General features: G+C 46.8%; 21 protein-coding genes. 13 read left to right on the top strand and 8 right to left on the bottom strand.

The annotated features are described in order from the left end of the window. Nucleotides 1–90: 90 nt before the first annotated feature. Complete coding sequence (locus D889_RS0113720; RefSeq protein WP_010632777.1) at nucleotides 91–1,341, bottom strand: IS3 family transposase; 1,251 nt, start codon at nucleotides 1,339–1,341, stop codon at nucleotides 91–93. A 58-nt stretch (nucleotides 1,342–1,399) separates the two neighbouring features. On the opposite strand from D889_RS0113720, the gene D889_RS0113715 reads away from it, so the two are divergent. Continuing rightward, nucleotides 1,400–2,083, top strand: a complete 684-nt coding sequence (locus tag D889_RS0113715; protein ID WP_010632776.1) for a peptidoglycan-binding protein — start codon at nucleotides 1,400–1,402, stop codon at nucleotides 2,081–2,083. A 74-nt stretch (nucleotides 2,084–2,157) separates the two neighbouring features. On the opposite strand, the gene D889_RS0113710 is transcribed toward D889_RS0113715, so the two are convergent. Beyond that, a complete protein-coding gene (locus D889_RS0113710; protein WP_010632775.1) occupies nucleotides 2,158–3,381 on the bottom strand; it encodes an abortive infection system toxin AbiGii family protein in 1,224 nt (407 codons plus the stop codon). A 2-nt stretch (nucleotides 3,382–3,383) separates the two neighbouring features. Further along, nucleotides 3,384–4,223, bottom strand: coding sequence for an abortive infection system antitoxin AbiGi family protein (locus D889_RS0113705; RefSeq protein ID WP_010632774.1), 840 nt, complete (start codon nucleotides 4,221–4,223; stop codon nucleotides 3,384–3,386). Between the two features lie 590 nt (nucleotides 4,224–4,813). Here D889_RS0113705 and D889_RS0113700 point away from each other — a divergent pair. Together D889_RS0113700 and D889_RS0113690 are read left to right on the top strand one after the other, a co-directional pair. Then, a complete protein-coding gene (locus D889_RS0113700) occupies nucleotides 4,814–5,341 on the top strand; it encodes a GNAT family N-acetyltransferase (protein ID WP_010632773.1) in 528 nt (175 codons plus the stop codon). 195 nt (nucleotides 5,342–5,536) lie between these two features. Beyond that, nucleotides 5,537–7,021 (top strand): malate:quinone oxidoreductase, encoded by a 1,485-nt coding sequence (locus D889_RS0113690; RefSeq protein ID WP_010632771.1) that lies wholly within the window; start codon nucleotides 5,537–5,539, stop codon nucleotides 7,019–7,021. Between the two features lie 318 nt (nucleotides 7,022–7,339). Here D889_RS0113690 and D889_RS0113680 read toward each other — a convergent pair whose 3' ends face one another. Beyond that, complete coding sequence (locus tag D889_RS0113680) at nucleotides 7,340–7,972, bottom strand: NADPH-dependent F420 reductase (RefSeq protein ID WP_010632770.1); 633 nt, start codon at nucleotides 7,970–7,972, stop codon at nucleotides 7,340–7,342. 292 nt (nucleotides 7,973–8,264) lie between these two features. Between D889_RS0113680 and miaA the strand changes: the two genes are divergently transcribed. The 8 genes from miaA to D889_RS15490 all read left to right on the top strand — a co-directional run bounded on the left by miaA (nucleotide 8,265) and on the right by D889_RS15490 (nucleotide 15,625). Then, a complete protein-coding gene (gene miaA, locus D889_RS0113675; protein WP_010632769.1) occupies nucleotides 8,265–9,206 on the top strand; it encodes a tRNA (adenosine(37)-N6)-dimethylallyltransferase MiaA in 942 nt (313 codons plus the stop codon). A gap of 184 nt (nucleotides 9,207–9,390) precedes the next feature. Further along, nucleotides 9,391–9,624 (top strand): RNA chaperone Hfq, encoded by a 234-nt coding sequence (gene hfq / locus D889_RS0113670; protein ID WP_010632768.1) that lies wholly within the window; start codon nucleotides 9,391–9,393, stop codon nucleotides 9,622–9,624. A 162-nt stretch (nucleotides 9,625–9,786) separates the two neighbouring features. After that, entirely contained in the window at nucleotides 9,787–10,755 is a 969-nt protein-coding gene (locus D889_RS0113665; protein WP_010632767.1) for an AAA family ATPase, read from the top strand. A 13-nt stretch (nucleotides 10,756–10,768) separates the two neighbouring features. Beyond that, on the top strand, nucleotides 10,769–12,022 hold the full coding sequence (gene hflX / locus D889_RS0113660; protein WP_010632766.1) for a GTPase HflX: 1,254 nt from the start codon (nucleotides 10,769–10,771) through the stop codon (nucleotides 12,020–12,022). 8 nt (nucleotides 12,023–12,030) lie between these two features. Beyond that, nucleotides 12,031–13,311, top strand: coding sequence for a methionine gamma-lyase family protein (locus tag D889_RS0113655; RefSeq protein WP_010632765.1), 1,281 nt, complete (start codon nucleotides 12,031–12,033; stop codon nucleotides 13,309–13,311). A gap of 106 nt (nucleotides 13,312–13,417) precedes the next feature. Further along, complete coding sequence (locus D889_RS0113650) at nucleotides 13,418–13,804, top strand: MerR family transcriptional regulator (RefSeq protein ID WP_010632764.1); 387 nt, start codon at nucleotides 13,418–13,420, stop codon at nucleotides 13,802–13,804. 51 nt (nucleotides 13,805–13,855) lie between these two features. Beyond that, a complete protein-coding gene (gene glnA / locus D889_RS0113645; protein ID WP_010632763.1) occupies nucleotides 13,856–15,190 on the top strand; it encodes a type I glutamate--ammonia ligase in 1,335 nt (444 codons plus the stop codon). Between the two features lie 258 nt (nucleotides 15,191–15,448). Then, the gene (locus tag D889_RS15490) at nucleotides 15,449–15,625 is read left to right on the top strand and encodes a sporulation protein Cse60 (protein WP_018962414.1); all 177 of its coding nucleotides are present in this window, start codon (nucleotides 15,449–15,451) and stop codon (nucleotides 15,623–15,625) included. Nucleotides 15,626–15,895: 270 nt separating this feature from the next. On the opposite strand, the gene D889_RS15485 is transcribed toward D889_RS15490, so the two are convergent. The 3 genes from D889_RS15485 to D889_RS15670 all read right to left on the bottom strand — a co-directional run bounded on the left by D889_RS15485 (nucleotide 15,896) and on the right by D889_RS15670 (nucleotide 16,749). Further along, nucleotides 15,896–16,006 carry a YjcZ family sporulation protein gene (locus tag D889_RS15485; protein WP_010632762.1) on the bottom strand — a complete coding sequence of 37 codons (111 nt, stop codon included), beginning with the start codon at nucleotides 16,004–16,006 and terminating at the stop codon, nucleotides 15,896–15,898. 131 nt (nucleotides 16,007–16,137) lie between these two features. After that, nucleotides 16,138–16,494, bottom strand: a complete 357-nt coding sequence (locus D889_RS0113625; RefSeq protein ID WP_010632761.1) for a YhjD family protein — start codon at nucleotides 16,492–16,494, stop codon at nucleotides 16,138–16,140. A gap of 81 nt (nucleotides 16,495–16,575) precedes the next feature. Continuing rightward, the gene (locus D889_RS15670) at nucleotides 16,576–16,749 is read right to left on the bottom strand and encodes a hypothetical protein (protein WP_018962412.1); all 174 of its coding nucleotides are present in this window, start codon (nucleotides 16,747–16,749) and stop codon (nucleotides 16,576–16,578) included. Nucleotides 16,750–17,130: 381 nt separating this feature from the next. Between D889_RS15670 and D889_RS0113615 the strand changes: the two genes are divergently transcribed. Continuing rightward, nucleotides 17,131–17,733 carry an ECF transporter S component gene (locus tag D889_RS0113615; protein WP_010632760.1) on the top strand — a complete coding sequence of 201 codons (603 nt, stop codon included), beginning with the start codon at nucleotides 17,131–17,133 and terminating at the stop codon, nucleotides 17,731–17,733. A gap of 82 nt (nucleotides 17,734–17,815) precedes the next feature. Here D889_RS0113615 and D889_RS15050 read toward each other — a convergent pair whose 3' ends face one another. After that, complete coding sequence (locus D889_RS15050; protein ID WP_018962411.1) at nucleotides 17,816–18,178, bottom strand: hypothetical protein; 363 nt, start codon at nucleotides 18,176–18,178, stop codon at nucleotides 17,816–17,818. Between the two features lie 352 nt (nucleotides 18,179–18,530). Here D889_RS15050 and D889_RS0113605 point away from each other — a divergent pair. Beyond that, on the top strand, nucleotides 18,531–19,303 hold a 773-nt coding region (locus D889_RS0113605), incomplete at its 3' end, for an IS110 family transposase (RefSeq protein WP_018962104.1).

Genomic DNA, 19,303 nt, shown 5'->3' with positions numbered 1-19,303 from the left:
AAAATAAGTGCCAGCTATAAAGTCCTACGGACATTATAGCTGGCACTTATTGGACAGGCAATCCCGTCAACTTTCGGCCAAAATCAGGCATCAATAACAGCAGGCTTTTTTGGACATGGAGCGTGTGAAACCATATTCTCCCATCATATCGATCCAAACGGGCCAGCGGTAGTGCGCACCACGATCAGAATGGATGATCGGTTTCTCGCCGTCGGTCATGGATTCCGCCGCTGTTTTAAGCATTGTTGAGACCAGCTCGGCGTTCGGGCTTGTCCCAATCGACCAGCTAATAATCTGCCCGTCAAAGCAGTCAATGAGCGGTGAGAGGTAGACCTTACCGGCCTGAGTTGCGAACTCGGTGATATCGGTAACCAGCTTCTCATTTGGTTTCTCAGCCTTGAAGTTACGTTCCAGCAAGTTTGCGACAGCCGGCGTGATCTCACCCGCATACGAGCTGTACTTACGACGACGTGTCACCTTGACAGCCAGGCACTCCTCGGCCATGAGACGGCGGATGACTTTCTCAGAGATATGAATGCCCTCATCAAGCAGAGCCTCTCGCATTCGGCGATACCCATAGCTGGAGTAGTTCTGAAAGAAAATCAGCTTCAGGCGTTCACGAACGTCTGCGTACTTGTCCTTAGCCTCAAGCACTTTGTGTTGGTAGAAGTAGCTGCTCTTTGAGATCTCAAGTGCGTGAAGCAAGGCCTTGAGCGGATATTTATCACGAAGGGCATCAATCACCTGCATCTTCTCCTTGTTGGTCAGGTGGAGTTGATCGATGCCCAGATCTTTTTTTAGGAGATCGTTGACCTGCTTGAGGATATCATTTTGAAGCTCAAGCTCTTGGACGCGTCGTAACAGTGAACCATGATCTAGCGCGGCCAGATCATCGGTGCTAATTGGCGTTGGCGAGGACGCCTTAGAATGGCGCAACAGTTTTGTACTCTGCATGGCAGCCACTCTCTGCTTGGATTTGCGCGGTTTGGTTGGATGCTTGACTCGATCCGGTGCATGAGTGACCAACTGTTCGGTAAAGCGAGGGTCCTTACGTACCCAAATATCCAACAGTGAGCGGGAAGGATAGCCCAGAATGTGCACAGTGCGGGCTGAGCTACGACCGTGATCAAAATAGTAATCTACGGCTGTCTTATGTTGCTTCGCTGAGAACTTTCCTCGACTTCTTTCGTCGAAAGCATGCGGGTCTACCGCATACTGCTTAACCCACAGTTTGAGCGCACTTCGCGAAGGGTAGCCCAATTCACGTAATACAGTCGCCCATGCTCGATCGTATTGATGGAATAGTTGAACTGCTTTTAGTTTATCTGCGTTAGAATACATGATTTATAGTTTACCCTAAGTCCAGGATTTTGTTCGCACGTCCAGGTGGTACATTCCATTGGCCGTAATCAAAGCAGTGAAGCAATTCTTCAAGGGTGTATCCGATACGCTCAAGGAATACAAGATCGGCGTGTACGGATCATACAGAGTTGTTGAAGCACTCAGCGAGACAAGCTACACCGACTTCTATTTTCAGACCTATGCATGGAGCAATGGGAAAGTAAGCAGGCATGCCGATCTGCATCAGTATAAAAATGGCCAAACGATTACAGGCGTGACTGTCGACTATAATGAAATCAAGGGGAATGCCGGTGAATGGGGAGCAGCGGCAGCCAAAAAGTCGGCTAAGCCCAAAGCAATAGCACAGCCATCTGGTTTGATTCGCAAAGGAGATAGAGGAGCTGCAGTTAAGAAGCTGCAGAAAAATTTAATCAAAGCCGGTTATTCGTGCGGTAAAGCAGGAGCAGATGGCATCTTTGGTGAAGCTACTGAATCAGCGGTCAAGAAGCTGCAGCATGCTTACAAGATTGCTGTCGATGGAATCGTAGGCGATCAAACATGTACAGAGTTGAAAAAAGCACTGAGAAAGAAATCAACGAAGAATGTCCCATATACGGTTAAGCCTGGTGACACGCTCAGTGAGATCGCGGCAAAACATGCCACAACAATCGCAGTCCTTGCAAAGAAAAACAGAATCAAAGATCCAAATAAGATTTATCCAGGTCAGAAGATCAGATTTTGACATAATGCAAAAAAGCCCGGCAGATGTCGGGGTACATAGAAATTAATGGTAAGCAACAATATTAACAAATCATCTTAAAGTTTTTCTATATCAATTTCAGTTGCTTTTATAAATTTATCTTGTAATTTTTTACTCTTAAAAAATTTTGATGGTGAAGAGTTACTGGAATCCTTAATATACATGTTTGAAGAGTACATGGCTTTTCCTTTAATCTTTGTTATTAGACAAACGGTTTCTCCTTTTTCGTTTTTTTTGAAACCAGAAATATTAATATGATACCAAAACACCACTTTGTTAAGTTTGATCTTATGCTCTAATATATCTAATTCATCGGTTTGATTAAAGCTAATACAGAGATCATCTGCTGATAATAATTCATTCTTAGTTGTTCCTTTTAAGTTGTTGAAATTTATTGAATTCATCTCAACATTTTCTCTAAAGGGTTTTTTCTCTATGAGAGACCGATAAATGGCTTCAATTAAGTAAGCATCTTTCTGTGATACCATTTTATGTGGGTCGAACTCAAGATTAAGTTCTTTACTAACTAGGTAAGCCTTAGTCCAAAATTCCATTAACTGTTCTAGAGAAATATCACCTTCAACTTTTTTATGATCAGCGGTAATTTTATTCCCTGAAAAAAGAATAGTACCATTTAGAAATGCATGATATAAATTTCGAGTGTTAACAATATCGATAACACTGTTTGCTTTTTCTAAATTTATTTTAAATTTAATTGTTGAGGAGTTGTTTCTTTCTGAAATAAGCCATATAACTTTAAAGGGATAATCATCAATTGATTCGATCTTGATTTTATTAAGACTATTGAAAGGTACTCTTTGGAAAGAAAGGTCTACATTTACATTATTATTTTTGTCTGATGAACTGAGCTTAACTTGATGTGGTTCAGGAAAAGGTTCTGGTGCTAAAATTAACGGTGTTTTAAAAGAAGGATCGAAAGGTTGTTTAATGAATGATGACACCTTTAACTTATGTCCATTGACTATTATTGTTTGATCACTATCAATTTCAATAGATTTTTGGTTTCTATATAAATATTCTGGCACGTTTTCACTGCTTATGTTTTTCATATCATTAGTAATCTGAATCGATGCACTAATTTGCATAGGCGATTTCATATCTTTAGTAACTAAATGAACTATAGGTTTATTTGTAACTTGCTTATACATTAAGTTATTAGGCAATTCTTCACTTATTGCTTTAATGATTTCATTTGGTATTTCAATTTCGCTGGTTCTTTGATGCATTTTTTGGAACGCATCATCAAAGTCGGTAAACATATTTACCAGTCCTCCATTAATTCTTCGTAAACTAATATTTTTGAAATCAATATCTGATTTTTTATAGATTCATTATTTCTTTGACTAATATGCTTTATAAGCTTATCTCTATCTTCTATATTTTTTACAAAAATGTATTTAATGTCGTTATCATGAAATTCCAGCCATAATTTTTTTGATTTGCGGATACCATCTGAATATGCATTAATAGCAGGGACTTTGTTTATCAAGTCTGTTGGTATTAATAGGGGTAAGTGGGTTGTAGAATTATCTATTTTTGGAACATATCTCCACTCATTTTCATCATGGAAATTTTTATCTATTGTCTCATTGTCAACAATCATTGTTCCTCTCAAAGGTTTCATAAATAATAAATGATCGAGCAGATAATTCTTATATACAGGTTCAATTAACTTATCCATATTGTCTTCATCGGTGGATGATAATGCATAATTCATCGCGAAGGAAAAGTCTTTCATTAATTGTGAACATGGATTAATATACTGTATGGGCTGAATATTGTTAGACAATCCCCATTCTTTTCTTAATGCAATTCCATAATTACCATAAAAATGTACATGAGACTTTAGTTTCGTAAATTTAATATCACAGAAGCAGGTCATAGGGAAGGAAACTTCTTTTAACTCCTCGATGTTTAGATAATCAATAATTTCATTATTATAACGTGGTATAAATGCTTGATGTTTCAATGTGTCGACAAGGTATTCCAATTTTTTACTAAAATGACACAGAACATTTGCGGTTTGATCGGGTCCATTCTCCTTTTTTGTTTGTGTTGGTGTCGGAACTTCAACTATTTTAGGTGCAACAGAATCTGTCATATTAAATCTCCATTCAATCAAACAGAATTGATATATAATATAAGAACATAATACCAAAAATTAGACGAATATGATGAAAATAAATAAAATAAATGTATTTTAGTCATGTTTGATTGAAACTGACGTAGATAAAAAAATAATAGGCAAATTGAAGGCTTTCATGTAATAACATTTAAAATTATCGTTCAACGATATGTTGCGAAAAACGAATGCGATTTTGCACAAATTTTGCGCGGTATTTTCGGAAACGATGAAAATCCTTGATCTTATCATGTTTTTTCAGCAGGGGCAGAATCCCTCTTCCTCCGTCGAACCTTGCCCATAATTTGCCCATATAGATTTGAAAAGTTATGATTATACTTGAAAACACAATTCTAAATAATGGCTCTACAAAGGTATTTTTTCAAATTATGAAGCAGTGAAAAAGGCTCTGACTATACCCCCTACGAAATGGAAAAGATGTTTAAACGCGTGCAGTAAAAATCGCACAAAATCGATGATGTTTACCTGCTCACTGTACTTATCGGAGGCAGCCGGCCATCTTCATGACGGTGGGAAAAAGCTACCAGTGAAAGGAAATTGTTTTTATCATGGTCAATCTCAAAACCATCTCAATAAGCGAATCAAGATTTGATGCGGCATACCAATTATTGGCGCAGTCATTTCCTGAATCAGAGATACGCAATAATAATGAAATGAAAAAGTTACTGAATCATCCCCAATATAGGCTGCTTGGGTTTGTAAACAGTCATCAAGAACTTTGCGGTGTAACTGGAACGTGGGATTTAGGCTTATTCCTGTTTATTGAACATTTAGCTGTTGCACCAGGCAGGAGAGGGGAAGGAATCGGGTCAACAATGATGTGCAGCTTTCTTGAAACGGTTCGCAAACCGGTCATACTGGAAGTTGAAGATCCTGTTGATGGGCTTAAGCAGCGGCGCATACGATTTTATGAACGACTGGGTTTTATTTTTAATCCGCTTGGCTACTTTCAGCCTATGCTGCAACAGTCCGGAGTCCCCGTCCCACTTAAGCTGATGAGTTATCCGGAGAAAATTAGCCTGAAGCAATTTCCTGCTCTGAAGGAGAAAATATTCAAAACGGTTTACATGTTTTAGTGGGTTTACCCTAAATTTTTACGCAACAACAGCAGCGCGACTGATGACCGGGATTTCCCGTTTTTCACAATCGGAATCTCAATCGTCGAATAATACCGATGATGAATTATAATAAGATTGTCAACAGGAAAGGTTTCCCCGATGACGATCAGGGTTACCCGTTCTTTAAAATTGCAGGGGACAAGGGGAGGTTTCATGAGCAGTCTACAGAAAACAACAGATGTGATTCTTATTGGTGCCGGCATTATGAGCGCGACGCTCGGCTCATTATTGAAAGAACTGGCGCCGGGTTGGACGATCAAGGTGTTCGAAAAACTCGCGAGTGCGGGGCAAGAGAGTTCGAATGAATGGAACAATGCGGGAACAGGCCATTCCGCGCTATGTGAGCTGAACTATACACCTGAGAAACGGGACGGGTCGATCGACATCAGCAAAGCGCTGAAAGTCAATCAGCAGTTTCAGCTTTCAAGGCAATTCTGGACTTATCTGGTCCAAAAGAACTTGATCACTAATCCGCAGGAATTTATCCGGCCGATTCCGCATATGAGTCTGGTTGAAGGCGAAAAAAATGTACAGTTTTTAAAAAAAAGATTTAAAGCGCTTTCAAACAATCCGCTCTTCCGCGGGATGGTGTTTACAGAAGATCCTGAAAGGCTGAAGGAATGGATCCCGCTGATCATGGACGGCCGGACGTCGCAGGAACCGATTGCGGCGACACGGATCGGTACCGGATCGGATGTAAATTTCGGTGCGCTGACGCGGATGCTGTTTGCCCATTTGCAGGCGGAAGGCGTCGACGTGCATTACAGCCATCATGTCGAGAATCTGACGCGAACCGGTGACGGTCTCTGGAAAGTGAAAGTCCATGACGGCAGCACCGGCAGAATCGAAACGGAAACGGCCCGGTTTGTTTTTATCGGCGGCGGGGGCGGCAGTCTGCCTTTGCTCCAGAAGACCGGCATTCCTGAGTCGAAACATATCGGCGGGTTCCCGGTCAGCGGCCTATTCATGGTCTGCAAGAATCCGGAAGTCATCGCCCGGCATCATGCAAAAGTGTACGGGAAAGCCAAAGTCGGCGCGCCGCCGATGTCTGTGCCGCATCTGGATACGCGTTATATTGACGGCAAGAAAGCGTTGCTGTTCGGGCCGTTTGCCGGCTTCTCACCGAAGTTTTTGAAAACCGGCTCCAATCTGGATCTGATTCGTTCCGTCAGACCGGATAATCTCCTGACAATGATCGCGGCCGGTTTCAAGAATGCCGCACTGACCCGCTATCTGATTCAGCAGCTGCTGCTCTCCAATGAGAAACGGATGGAAACCTTGCGTGAATTTATCCCGACCGCGAAAAGCGAGGACTGGAAAATTGTCGTCGCCGGTCAGCGTGTGCAGGTGATTAAAGACACAGAAGCTGGGGGGAGGGGGACCCTGCAATTCGGTACGGAAGTCGTCAGTGCCGCGGATGGTTCATTGGCCGCACTGCTTGGTGCCTCTCCGGGTGCCTCGACTGCCGTTTATGTCATGCTGGAAGTACTGGAAAAATGTTTCCCGCAGCAGATGAAAGAATGGGAACCGAAAATTAAAACGATGATTCCTTCTTATGGCGTTTCGCTGGCAGAAAGCCCTGAACTTTTTGGAAAAGTTCAGGCGGAAACCGCGTCTGCACTTGGGCTGAATAAATAAAATCACCGACAACGGATCAACCGGCATCAGTCATTGAGCAATTCTAACCCGCTGCTCATCCTGCGCTCATTTTCATCTGATACGCTAAGAACAGGTGGTGTTCCGTATGGATTTCAAATTTTACAAGGGATTAATGTGGGCCGCTGTTTTGTCGTTGCCGCTGTGGGCGATCATTATCGGGTGTTCGCTTTTCTTCTTCGACCGGGTGTAAGAACTACTGTTTGAGACATTTACAAAATTTGATGGATGGCAATAAGAGAGCCGCCGGCGTACGCCGACGGCTCTCTCTGAGTTTTGATTTTCTGTAAATATCAGTGATCAGCCTCTCGCTTGTTTCAGCAGCCGGATCAGTTGCCCGTGATTGGCCCGGGCGCAGTATGCAGGTGTCCCGTTCTGAAAACGAAAGCCTTCATGCAGCGGGCCGGCATCGTAAACGTCGAACCCGATCGACCGGATCAGCCGGGTCACTGTCTGTTTCGCCGCATCATCGTCCCTGGCGATCGGCAGTGTCCGGCGCTGCGGGTCGCCTTCAGGCCGCGCCGTCGTCTCAATTTCCGAGGCAATGATCGAGTTGAACGCCTTGACCACATGCGACCCCGGGAGATGTCTTGCCGTCAGTTCGCTCGTTGTTGCCGTGCCATTGTCCAGTTCCTTGATATGCCCGTCACGCACCGGATAGTAGTTCATCGTATCGATGACCGTTTTTCCGTCGAGCGGGGCGACCGGAACTTTCGGCAGCGCGAACAGGGGGATGGTGACCACCACAATATCGCCCTCAGCGGCAGCTTGCGCTGCAGTGGCGGCCGTCGCCTTCGGACCGAGTTCATTAATGATGCCGGATAGAGTTTCCGGGCCGCGTGAGTTTGACATAATCACAGAATTTCCGGCACGAACGGCACATTTTGCGACTGTTTTTCCAATGTGCCCGCTGCCAATAAAACCAATTTTCATGTTTCATTCCTCTTTTCTGTTCAGGATCATCCGGCGATCTTTTCAGGAATGCCGGAAATAGGTGCGCCTGACCGAGTGGTATCGTTTCTTCCCATCTACAAACTAGCACAAAAGATGCGCTCCGGTTAACTTTTTTGCCTGAAGCTGAAAAGTATTGAAAATGATTTTCGGCAGGCAGGATATTTGGTCCCGTTTCCCGATACAAAGCCTCAAAGACTGTCATTTTTCTGTGGTATACTGGGAATATTCAGTGAGAATCAGGGAATAATAAGACACGCAGGAGTTTATTTTCATGAAACCGAAACTTGTAGTACTTGTCGGTCCGACGGCAGTCGGGAAAACAGCGATGGGTGTGGAACTGGCAACGCAGCTGAACGGCGAGATTATCAACGGCGACGCGTTCCAGATTTACAGAGGTATGGATATTGGTACAGCAAAAGTGACCCGGGAAGAGTCGCGGGGGATCCGCCATCATCTGATCGATATTCGTGACCCGGATCAAGCCTATTCTGCCGCCGATTACCAGCGTGACGCGCGTGCTGCCGTCGCTGAAATTGCGCACAGAGGAAAAATGCCGATCATCGTCGGCGGGACTGGATTTTACATCAAGGCTGCGGTCTGTAATTATCAGTTCAGCGAAAACGGCTCGGATCCGGATTACAGACAGGCGCTGAAGCAAAGAGCGGAGCGTGAGGGTTCTGATGCGCTTCATCACTTGCTGCAGTCCGTGGATCCGGTCAGTGCTTCACGGATTCACCCGAACAATGTTCAGCGGGTGATTCGGGCGCTTGAAGTGGTGCATCTGTCCGGCCGGCCGGCCAGTGCAAAAAAATCGGCTGATGGCAACGTCCCCCTTTATCCGATGGTCTGCATCGGGCTGACGATGGAACGGCCCCGGCTGTACCGGCGGATTGACCGCCGTGTTGACAAGATGATGGAAGCAGGGCTTCTGGATGAAGTTCACGGCTTTTACCTGAGCGGGCTGGAGCACGCCCAGTCGATGCAGGCGATCGGGTATAAGGAATTTTTCCCTTATTTTGAGCATAAGAGGAGTCTTGCCGAATCTATAGAAAAGCTGAAGCAGAATTCGAGACATTACGCAAAAAGGCAGTTTACCTGGTTTCGCGGACAGATGGATGTACACTGGTTTGACGCAGACCCGGCCGCTGAAAATTTTACTGTGCTCAGGGACCGGATTCTTGATTGCATTGCCGGTGGTTCCGGCAGTAAATAATATGCCATGCAGCGTCATATTACTTTGCAAATGATGGAAATTTAAAATATAATCAGATTATGAATTTCTTTCTGACTGGACCCATTTTCCTTCTCAGAAAAAGATCATGTATCCATCTTTTTTAGCAGGAAAGTTTGATCAAACAGCGAATTATCTTTACCAGAGAGAAAAGAGGAGGAATAAAATGAAACAGGCAATTAATATTCAGGATACTTTTCTGAATCAGTTGCGAAAGGAAGGTACGTTTGTTACGGTTTTCCTTGTCAGCGGCTTTCAATTGAAAGGCAAGGTCAAAGGATTCGATAATTTCACGGTACTTCTCGACAGTGACGGGAAGCAGCAGCTGATTTTCAAGCATGCAATATCGACATTCACACCGTCAAAACCTGTGAATTGGACAAACCAGGACGAAACCTGATAGATTTTAAAGGGCAGCGCGAAGCTGTCCTTCTTGCTGTCTCGGACGCTTGTTTTAAGGCACGTTCCTTCTGAATTCCGGAATTTATTCATAAAATGATGGAGTCCCGGTTCGCCGAATGGAAAACGATTCGGCGGTCCCGACTGAAGCGGAGGTGCTTAGATGGCAAGAGAAGCTTACACATACACACAGGACCGCCAGATCAATGTGGTGTTCAGCCAGGATGCTAAGGAAGAGGCCGGTCAGTTATCCCTGCAGGAGAAACTGGATCATCCGTCGATGGAAAATGTTGAGAAAGTTCTTGATGATCTGGTGGGTCTGGACGAGGTCAAACGGATGGTGCGTGAACTGTACGCCTGGCTCTATGTCCGCAGGAAAAGGCAGGCGGCGGATCTTTCGGTCGGCCGGCAGTCTTTTCATATGCTTTTCAAGGGAAACCCGGGAACCGGAAAAACCACGGTCGCCCGGATGCTCAGCGGTCTTTTCCGTGACATGGAGATCCTGCCGAAGGGGCAGATGATCGAGGCGGAGCGGGCGGATCTGGTCGGCGAATATATCGGCCAGACTGCACAAAAGACAAGAGATCTCGTGAAGAAGGCGCTGGGCGGCGTGCTTTTCATTGATGAGGCGTACGCGCTTGCCCGCGGTGGTGAAAAAGATTTCGGCAGGGAAGCCATTGACACACTGGTCAAACAGATGGAAGATCATCATACAGAGTTCATCCTGATCCTGGCCGGTTATTCTGATGAAATGGATGAATTTCTTGAAATGAATCCAGGTCTGGCATCCCGGTTTCCGATGATTTTTTCATTTCCGGATTTCAGCAGCACTGAGCTGCTTGATATTGCCGGACAGATGATGGATTCAAGACAATACCGAATGACTTCGGAAGCAAAAAAGCGACTGGCCCGTCATCTTCAGCAGAAACTCGCATTCAGCGAACCGCATTTCAGTAACGGCCGCTATGTCCGCAACCTGGTGGAGAAAACCATCCGCCGCCAGGCTGTCCGCCTGGTCAGGGAACGCCGCTTCGACCGTGAGTCGCTGCTGACGATCCGCAGCTGCGACCTGGCCGTGCCTGAGCGGCAGAATTCCGGCGCAGCGAATGACGGAGTGACAGGCGGTTTCTAGAAAGAGGCTGGATATGGAAAATGTAATTCTTGTCGGCTGCCAGCTGAGCAGTCAAAGGGATGAACGCTTTGATTCTTCCCTGCACGAGCTGGCCGCACTGACAAAAACAGCCGGAGGACAGGTTGTCTGCGTGCTGACTCAGAAACGCGAGAAACCGGACGCGGCGACTTATATCGGCGGCGGAAAGCTTCAGGAGCTGGATACGCTGGAAAAACAGCTGGGCGCTTCGACCGTGATTTTTAACGCGCCGCTCTCGCCGGCGCAGCAGGGCAGGCTGAGCGCGGTTCTCGACGCTAAAGTGCTGGACCGGACGCAGCTGATACTCGACATTTTTGCGATGCGCGCGCGGTCACGGGAAGGAAAACTTCAGGTTGAACTGGCACAGCTTCAGTACCTGCTTCCAAGGCTCAGCGGGATGGGCGATTCACTTTCCCGGCTCGGCGGCGGCATCGGTACAAGAGGTCCCGGTGAAACAAAACTGGAAACCGACCGGCGTTATCTTCGCAACCGGATGAAAGATATCCGCAGGCAGCTTGACAGCGTGGCCGGTCACCGCCAGAGATACCGGGATCACCGAGCTGACCGCAACCAGTGTCAGATTGCGCTGGTCGGTTATACGAACGCCGGCAAGTCGACCTTGTTCAACCAGCTGACATCGGCGCATACATACGAAGAAAATCAATTATTTGCCACACTGGACCCGCTGACGCGAAAGATGCGGCTTCCGGAAGGTTATATCTGCCTGCTTTCCGACACAGTCGGATTCATCCAGGATCTGCCGACCGAGCTGATCGCCGCATTTCGTTCGACACTGGAAGAAGTGGCCGGCGCGCAGCTGATCATTCATGTCGTCGACGCTTCGGATCCTGATCTGCTGGAACACGAAAAGACGGTTCGCGAACTTTTGTTACAGTTGGGCGCGGGAGAGATTCCGGCGTTGACGCTTTACAATAAAAAGGACTTGCTCGAAACGCCGTTCATCGCTCCTGAGCATGCCTTGCTGGTGGCCGCACGTGATCCGGCGGACCGCTCCCGGATACTGGCGGCGATCCGTGACCATCTCATCAGACAGATGGTGCCTTATTCCTGCTCAGTCCCGGCGGATTCAGGTTCACTGCTCAATGAAATCAGCCGTGAAACGATTCTTAAAGAACAGCGATTCATTAACAAGGATCAGGTTTATCAAGTCAACGGATTTGTCTTTCCGGATACCGTGATGGCTGCGCGGCTCATTCCGAAAAAAGATACAGAAATACATGAGGAGTAGAACTGAACATGTTTGATGATTTGCCCTTTGAAGAAAAATTACTTCCACTGGCCCGGAAAGCGGAGCAGCAAACCGACGGACGAATGAAAGCGATTGACCGGACAGCGCTGGAAAATCAATACCGCGTACTGTCTGCATTCAGAAAAAATAAAATCAGTGATGCCTACTTCAGCGGGACGACCGGCTACGGCTATGACGATTTTGGCCGGGACGGGATTGAGGCGGTTTATGCCGACTGTTTCGGTGCGGAGTCGGCGCTGGTTCGGGCGCAGCTGATTTCCGGGACACAGGCGATTACAACTGCTTTTTTCGGCGTTCTGCGTCCCGGCGATGAATTGATGTATATTACAGGAAAGCCCTATGATACACTGGAAAACGTGATTGGTATCACGCCGAATGGCCACGGTTCTCTGAAAGACTTTGGCATCGGTTTTCGGATGATTCCCCTGAAAGAAGGGAAGATTGACTGTGATGCCGTAAATGATGCGATTTCTCCGCATACCCGGCTGCTTGCCATTCAGCGCTCACGCGGCTATGGTGACCGCCCGTCAATCTCGGTCGATGAGATTGGCAGAGCCATTTCATTGATCAGACAGGCCCATCCGGATGTCCTTGTTTTCGTCGACAACTGTTACGGCGAGTTCACTGAGACAAAGGAGCCCTGTCATGTCGGGGCCGATCTGATGGCAGGATCACTAATCAAAAATCCCGGCGGCGGACTGGCGGAGTCGGGAGGTTACATAGCCGGAAAAAGGGAGCTGGTTGAAGCCTGTGCCGAACGGCTCACCGTCCCTGGACAAGGTAAAGAAGTCGGGCCGACACTGGGACAGCTGAAGGCACAATACCAGGGTTTTTTCCTGGCGCCGCACGTAGTTGCTCAGGCACTCAAAGGATCGGTTTTTGCCGCTGCCCTGATGAATCTGCTGGGCATGGACTCCTCACCGGGATGGGATGCTCCGAGAACCGATCTGATCCAGACCGTGACATTCCGGGATCCGGACCAGATGACCGCTTTCTGTCAGGCGATTCAGATGGCTTCACCGATTAATTCCAACGTGCTTCCCTATCCGAGCCCGATGCCCGGTTATACGGATCAGGTGATCATGGCTGCCGGCACGTTTGTTCAGGGCGCCAGCCTTGAGCTGACGGCCGACGGACCGCTCCGGCCGCCTTATACCGTCTATATCCAGGGCGGACTGACTTTCGAACATGTGAAAGCCGCGCTGATGATCGCCATCAACCATCTGGCAGAGAAGAAACTGATCGATCTTGATCATGTAAAAATGTGACAATTGTGTTAAAATAGTCTGTCATCATCTGTAAGCTTTGTTAACATTGATTGACAACTATATTGCCGACCGCTATAATATCCATATGGAAAGGGGCGTGGCACGTATGGACGACAATGTACGCCGTTCAATGCCTTTGTTTTCGATGGGTATTGTTCAGAAACTGACAGGACTTTCGGCGAGACAGATTCGCTACTATGAAGAAAATGATCTGATTCATCCTGAACGGAGCGAGGGCAACCGCCGGGTTTTTTCTTTTAATGACGTGGACCGCCTCCTTGATATCAAGTCACTCCTGGATGAAGGGGTCAATCTGGCCGGAATCCGTCGTGTACTGAGCGAAAAGCCTGAGGCTGCCAACCGCCCCGCTGTGAAGAAGAAGCCAATGTCCGATGAAGAATTACTTAAATATCTTAAGAAGGAATTGGTCAGTGCCGGGAAACTCGGCAAGGTTTCACTGATACAAGGAGAGCTTTCACGTTTTTTTAAGTGAGGATTCCCTGTATATATATTCTGCTAGAAATCACATTGGGGAGGATCACGAATGGCAAAGTTTACGAAGGAAGACATTATTTCTAAGGTAAATGAAGCAAACGTTAAGTTTATCCGTTTGCAGTTCACAGATCTGCTCGGAATTATCAAGAACGTTGAAATTCCGGTCAGTCAGTTGCAGAAAGCTTTGGATAACAAAATTATGTTCGACGGTTCTTCAATCGAAGGGTTTGTCCGGATTGAAGAGTCGGATATGCTCCTGTATCCGGACTATGACAGTTTTGTCGTATTCCCTTGGACGGCAGAAAAAGGTAAAGTGGCCCGGCTGATCTGCGATATTCATAAACCAGATGGAACGCCATTCCCAGGGGATCCTCGTATTGTACTGAAAACACAGCTTGATAAAATGAAGGAGCTCGGATTTACTGCTTTCAACATCGGACCGGAGCCGGAATTCTTCCTGTTCAAGATGGATGAAAACGGCAAGCCGACGATGGAATTGAATGATAAAGGCGGATACTTCGACCTTGCGCCGATTGATCTTGGCGAAAATTGTCGTCGTGATATCGTCCTTGAACTCGAGGACATGGGTTTTGAGATCGAAGCTTCGCACCACGAAGTGGCTCCGGGCCAGCATGAAATCGACTTCAAATATGCCGATGCAGTAAAGACCTGCGATAACATCCAGACGTTCAAACTAGTTGTCAAAACGATCGCCCGTCAGTATAATCTGCATGCGACATTTATGCCGAAACCTCTGTATGGCGTCAACGGATCCGGTATGCATTCCAACATGTCGCTGTTCAGGGGCAAGGAAAATGCCTTCTATGACGAATCAGCGAAAGACGGTCTCAGTGCAACCGCGAGATCATTTATCGCCGGTGTTCTGAAACATGCCGGAGCCTTCACGGCAATCACGAACCCGATCGTTAACTCTTACAAACGTCTGGTTCCTGGCTTTGAAGCACCAAGCTACATCGCCTGGTCGCTGAGCAACCGCAGTGCGCTCGTCCGTATCCCTGCTTCACGCGGACTCAGCACACGTATTGAAGTCAGAAGCGTTGATCCGGCCACCAACCCATACCTCGGCATGGCAGCCATGCTCGCCGCCGGACTTGACGGTGTCAAAGAGAAACTGACACCGGCTGAACCGGTTGACCGCAGCATTTATGTCATGGATGATGCAGAACGTGAAAAACTCGGCATTAAGGAACTGCCTGCTTCCCTGAAAGAAGCACTGGACGTATTCAATGCCGATCCGGTCATTACCGGTGCCCTCGGCGAACATACCGTATCCCATTTCAACGAAGCAAAGGATATCGAATGGGATATGTTCCGCACCCAGGTTCATCCGTGGGAACGCGATCAGTACATCGAACAGTATTAATCAGTATAGGAATGCTAAATCCCTTGAGACATCAGGTTTCAGGGGATTTTTTTAGTGCAAAAAATAATGTGTTCAAGGTCGATGGATCGACCCCAAGGATGAAGCCAACGGTAATTTTTATGATCGTGCCCACCTAAACAAGAGTCATAATTTTTATATTAACATATGGACTCGCAAGTTCTTGCAATCTTTGTCGGGGGAAATGTGTAAGATTTCACTTCCTATTGTCGAAGGTATAGGCAATGGGAGATGTATAGCGTGAAGAAAGTTAAACTTTTTGAGAAAAGTAATCTGGAAGATCTCGAAACATCTGTTAACCGCTATTTGAGTGAATTACAAGCGGATACGCACGTGGATATTGTCTTTAAACCTGTAAGTAAGGGTGGGCATGATGAATTTGAATACTTTGCGATGATCAAATATGATACGATCTGAAGTTAATCAAATACTGATCCGGCAGTTGCGGCAGCGGGCACAGGAGCGATGCTCTTTTACCAAAAATAGTCACGTCCGATAATTTTGGTATTTGATCCAGAGTGCACCCGATAGTGCCTTCTGTATCCTTTCGGCACGTGTCAAAAGCGCGTAACGAACGGTACGGGGAGGTTTTTCTATGGTAATCCAAAACGCTAAAGAGCACCCGGTGCAAGGTGCTCCTGGTGAAGGAGATACTGTATGGGAGCCGGCGGCTAATCGGATCCGGTCTTAGTAACAGAAGGCTGTTCCGACGATGATCAGCAGGATGAAAAGAACGACAATCAGGGCAAAATTGTTGCCGTGGCTGGAGTATCCGCCACTGTATCCGCCATCACTCAATGAACTTCACCCCCTTCATCGTGCTCTACTTCATTGTATGATAAGGTGAGGAAGATGAAAGAGACAGATCAACGGGTTGAATCGCCTGTTTCAGAAAAAAAAGAAAGTAACCGTTTGTGTCGATGCAGCGATCAGTGCCCCTGCATGAAGTACTCTTCAATCCGGCTGCTGATCCATTCCGCGGCAATGGTCCTGTGGTAGCTGATTTCATGGGGAATGTTGCGGACAATGGCAGTATAGCACAGCCAGTTTTTCTTCTGCATGACGATATGACGGTCAAACATTTCATCTTTTAGTTTCCGGATATCATTGGTTACCCGATGCCTGGCCGCGTCAATTTCTGTGTAGTAGACAGACCTGAACTTCAGATTGGCAATGGCCATGACGCGGCGGTCCCGGTCCAGGGCAAGCCGAATCAGCGGAAGAAAAATGTATTGACGGATGAGCTTTTCTTCATCCCTGGATAAATGGTCAGCCGGTATACGCATAGTGTTTCACCTTTAATAACAAAAACATATGTACTTATGATCAGCGAAAACAGATTTCCCAGTCTGGAAAATGAAACCAGCTTATTTCAGCCCGCCTTCGTTTGCCGGCAATTCTTTGAGTCTGTCGATCACGGTTTCAATTTCAGCGGCAGGATGGCCGGTTCGCTGCATGAGATCATCAATATTTGTCAGGCGGCCAAGTATACGGTCGTTGCGGATAATCTGAGCCAGTTTCCTTTCAAAGTCGGTCAGCATGATTCGATCCCTCCTTAGCTGTAATTATACACGAACATTTGTTCTTTTTAAAGATAAAACGGATCATTGTTCTTCTATCTGAACAAAAATTTGTTTACAGCTATTTGATTATTTGATAAACTAAAGAGGTACAAAACGGCGTTAAGCCGGCTAGGGTTTTTAACCCGACTGATTGCTCGTATCCGTTTATGGAGGGAGCAAAACAAGGGGAGACTGCTGGAAAGCAGTCTCCCCTTGTTTCCGTTATGGAATCTTTTGGCTATTTTTGAGCTTTTGAAACAATCGCCGGTCTTGAAATGGGGGCATCTGCCCTGTTAGAGACAGCGTTTATTATATACTGAAGCAGTGAAAATCATCGGTGTGACAACAGGAGTGAGGACGATGGGAACAAACAGTCAACAAAAGAAAACGTATCGACTGGTATTGATCAGTATTTTTACAGCTATTATTATTCTCCAGAACTTTATTCCGTTTCTTGGTTATATCTATGTCGGCCCATTCAGCCTGACCCTGATTCATATTACAGTGATTGTCATCGCCATTACCCTGAGTCCGCTTGACGGCGCAATTATCGGCGGCATCTGGGGGCTGATCACGTTTATCCGCGCTTTCGTCTTTCCGAGCAGCCCGATCGCACCGCTGCTTTTCACAAACCCGTTGATTTCCGTTTTGCCGCGGATACTGATCGGCATTGTTGCCGGTTATGCTTATCTCGGGTTTAAAAAGCTGAAAGTATTTGACGTGGGGTCGATGTCGCTCGCAGCGCTGCTGGGTGCGATGACAAATACGGTACTGGTACTTGGTCTGACTTACGTCTTCTACCGCGTGCCCTATGCGAATTTTCTAAACATGGATGTCACAAAGGTGCTGCCTTACCTCATGGGCATTGTCATGACGAACGGTCTGCTTGAAGCGGCGGCTGCCTGCGTGATCGCACCGGCTGTGGCCAGGATTCTGATTCAGGTCAGAAAGCACAATTACTGAAATAGTTGGTCAGGATGCCGGCAAAGAACGTCTCACCGTGAACTTGGTCTGAAGAACCGGTTCGCGGTGCGGCGCTTTTTTGTTAATGATGCGGGAAGGGACGGATAAACGGAAAGGCGAACAGAAAGAATGGAAACAGAAACCGGCGGAATCGCCGGAACCGTCTCCGCCCGCCATAGAACTGACGGTCATCGTCATCAACATCTTCAGGAACAAGCATAACAATGCCCCGGTCATTCATGTCTTCAATAATTCCTTCCAGTTCCGTACCGTTGCTCATCGAAGCAACGACATGGTAATTCATGTACTTTCGGCAAAGCTGCTGCAGGTTTGCCAGATTCTCCTGGTTTTCCGGGGGATTCGGATTGACTTGGGCACGTTGTTCATCCGGCTGAGGCCAATAGGCAGAAAAAGTATCAGGTTGCTGATTAAAAGCGTCATTCATATTTATCGCTCCTCGTATTATTAATTTTGAACTTTAGTTTTTCAGCTTCTGTTCAGCTCGAATACTGCGTGATATCCTCTAGTTATTCATTGGAATGGATCCAACTGGTATAGGTTTGTCGCTCCTGTAGTTGATCTACGTTTAAAGTCTGCCGCCCAGGCAACTGTCAGAGATGCAAACGCACAAGATGTAGCGATCACAGGCTCAACTCATCATGAGTAGGGATGAGGCAGCTTTGCGCCGGTGATCAAAGTCTACTGATCGCGAGGTCGCGTTGATACAGTTGTAATTAGGGGACATCACGCAGTATCCGAGCTTATTCCAAAATCTGAGGGAAAGGAGGTCCTTCCCAATGAAACTCTTTGTTGGCATTGACGTCAGTTCCGAGAAACTTGATGTGTGCGTTCTGGATAGTGAACAAAACAAGTTGGCCCAACAGTCAACGACGAATGACCTGAACGGTGCCAGTGAAATTAAAGCACTTGTGTTAAAAACCAATGCGTCTGTGAATTATCAACGGATCGTCATTGGCATGGAATCCACCTCCGTCTACAGTTTTCATCCGGCGATGTTCTTTCATGAGGATCAGGAGCTCAAAGCTCTGCCCTTGGATGTCGTCACGCTCAACCCAACGATGATTCATCGTTATAAAGGGTTGTTTGATGAGGACAAGACGGACACCATTGATGCGTTCCGCATCGCGGATTTCCTGCGAATCGAACGTTACCGGGTGCCGATCATCAAGGAAGAGAAGTATATCGCTCTTCAACGGCTGACGCGGACGCGTTATCAACTGATCCATCAGATGACGGAGTGTAAGCAGCACTTTCTGGAAAATCTTTATTACAAGTGCAACACGCTGACCCGAGAGCTCCCAACTTCTGTCTTTAGTGCGTCGATCATGGACATCCTCAGTGATTCTCTGTCCCTGGATGACATTGCCCAAATGGATGTAGCGGATCTTGCGACCCGGTTAAACCAGGCGGGCAAAGGCCGCTTTAGTGACCCGGAGAAACTCGCTCAGGTCATTCAAAAGGCCGTCCGCGATGCCTACCGTCTGGGCAAAGTCCTTCAGGATTCGGTAGACATCGTGCTGGCCAGTTATGCGCGCATCATTGCCGGATT

This window comes from Sporolactobacillus vineae DSM 21990 = SL153 (assembly GCF_000377985.1).
Lineage (GTDB): Bacteria > Bacillota > Bacilli > Bacillales > Sporolactobacillaceae > Sporolactobacillus > Sporolactobacillus vineae.
This window is presented reverse-complemented; position numbering and strand designations above follow the sequence as displayed.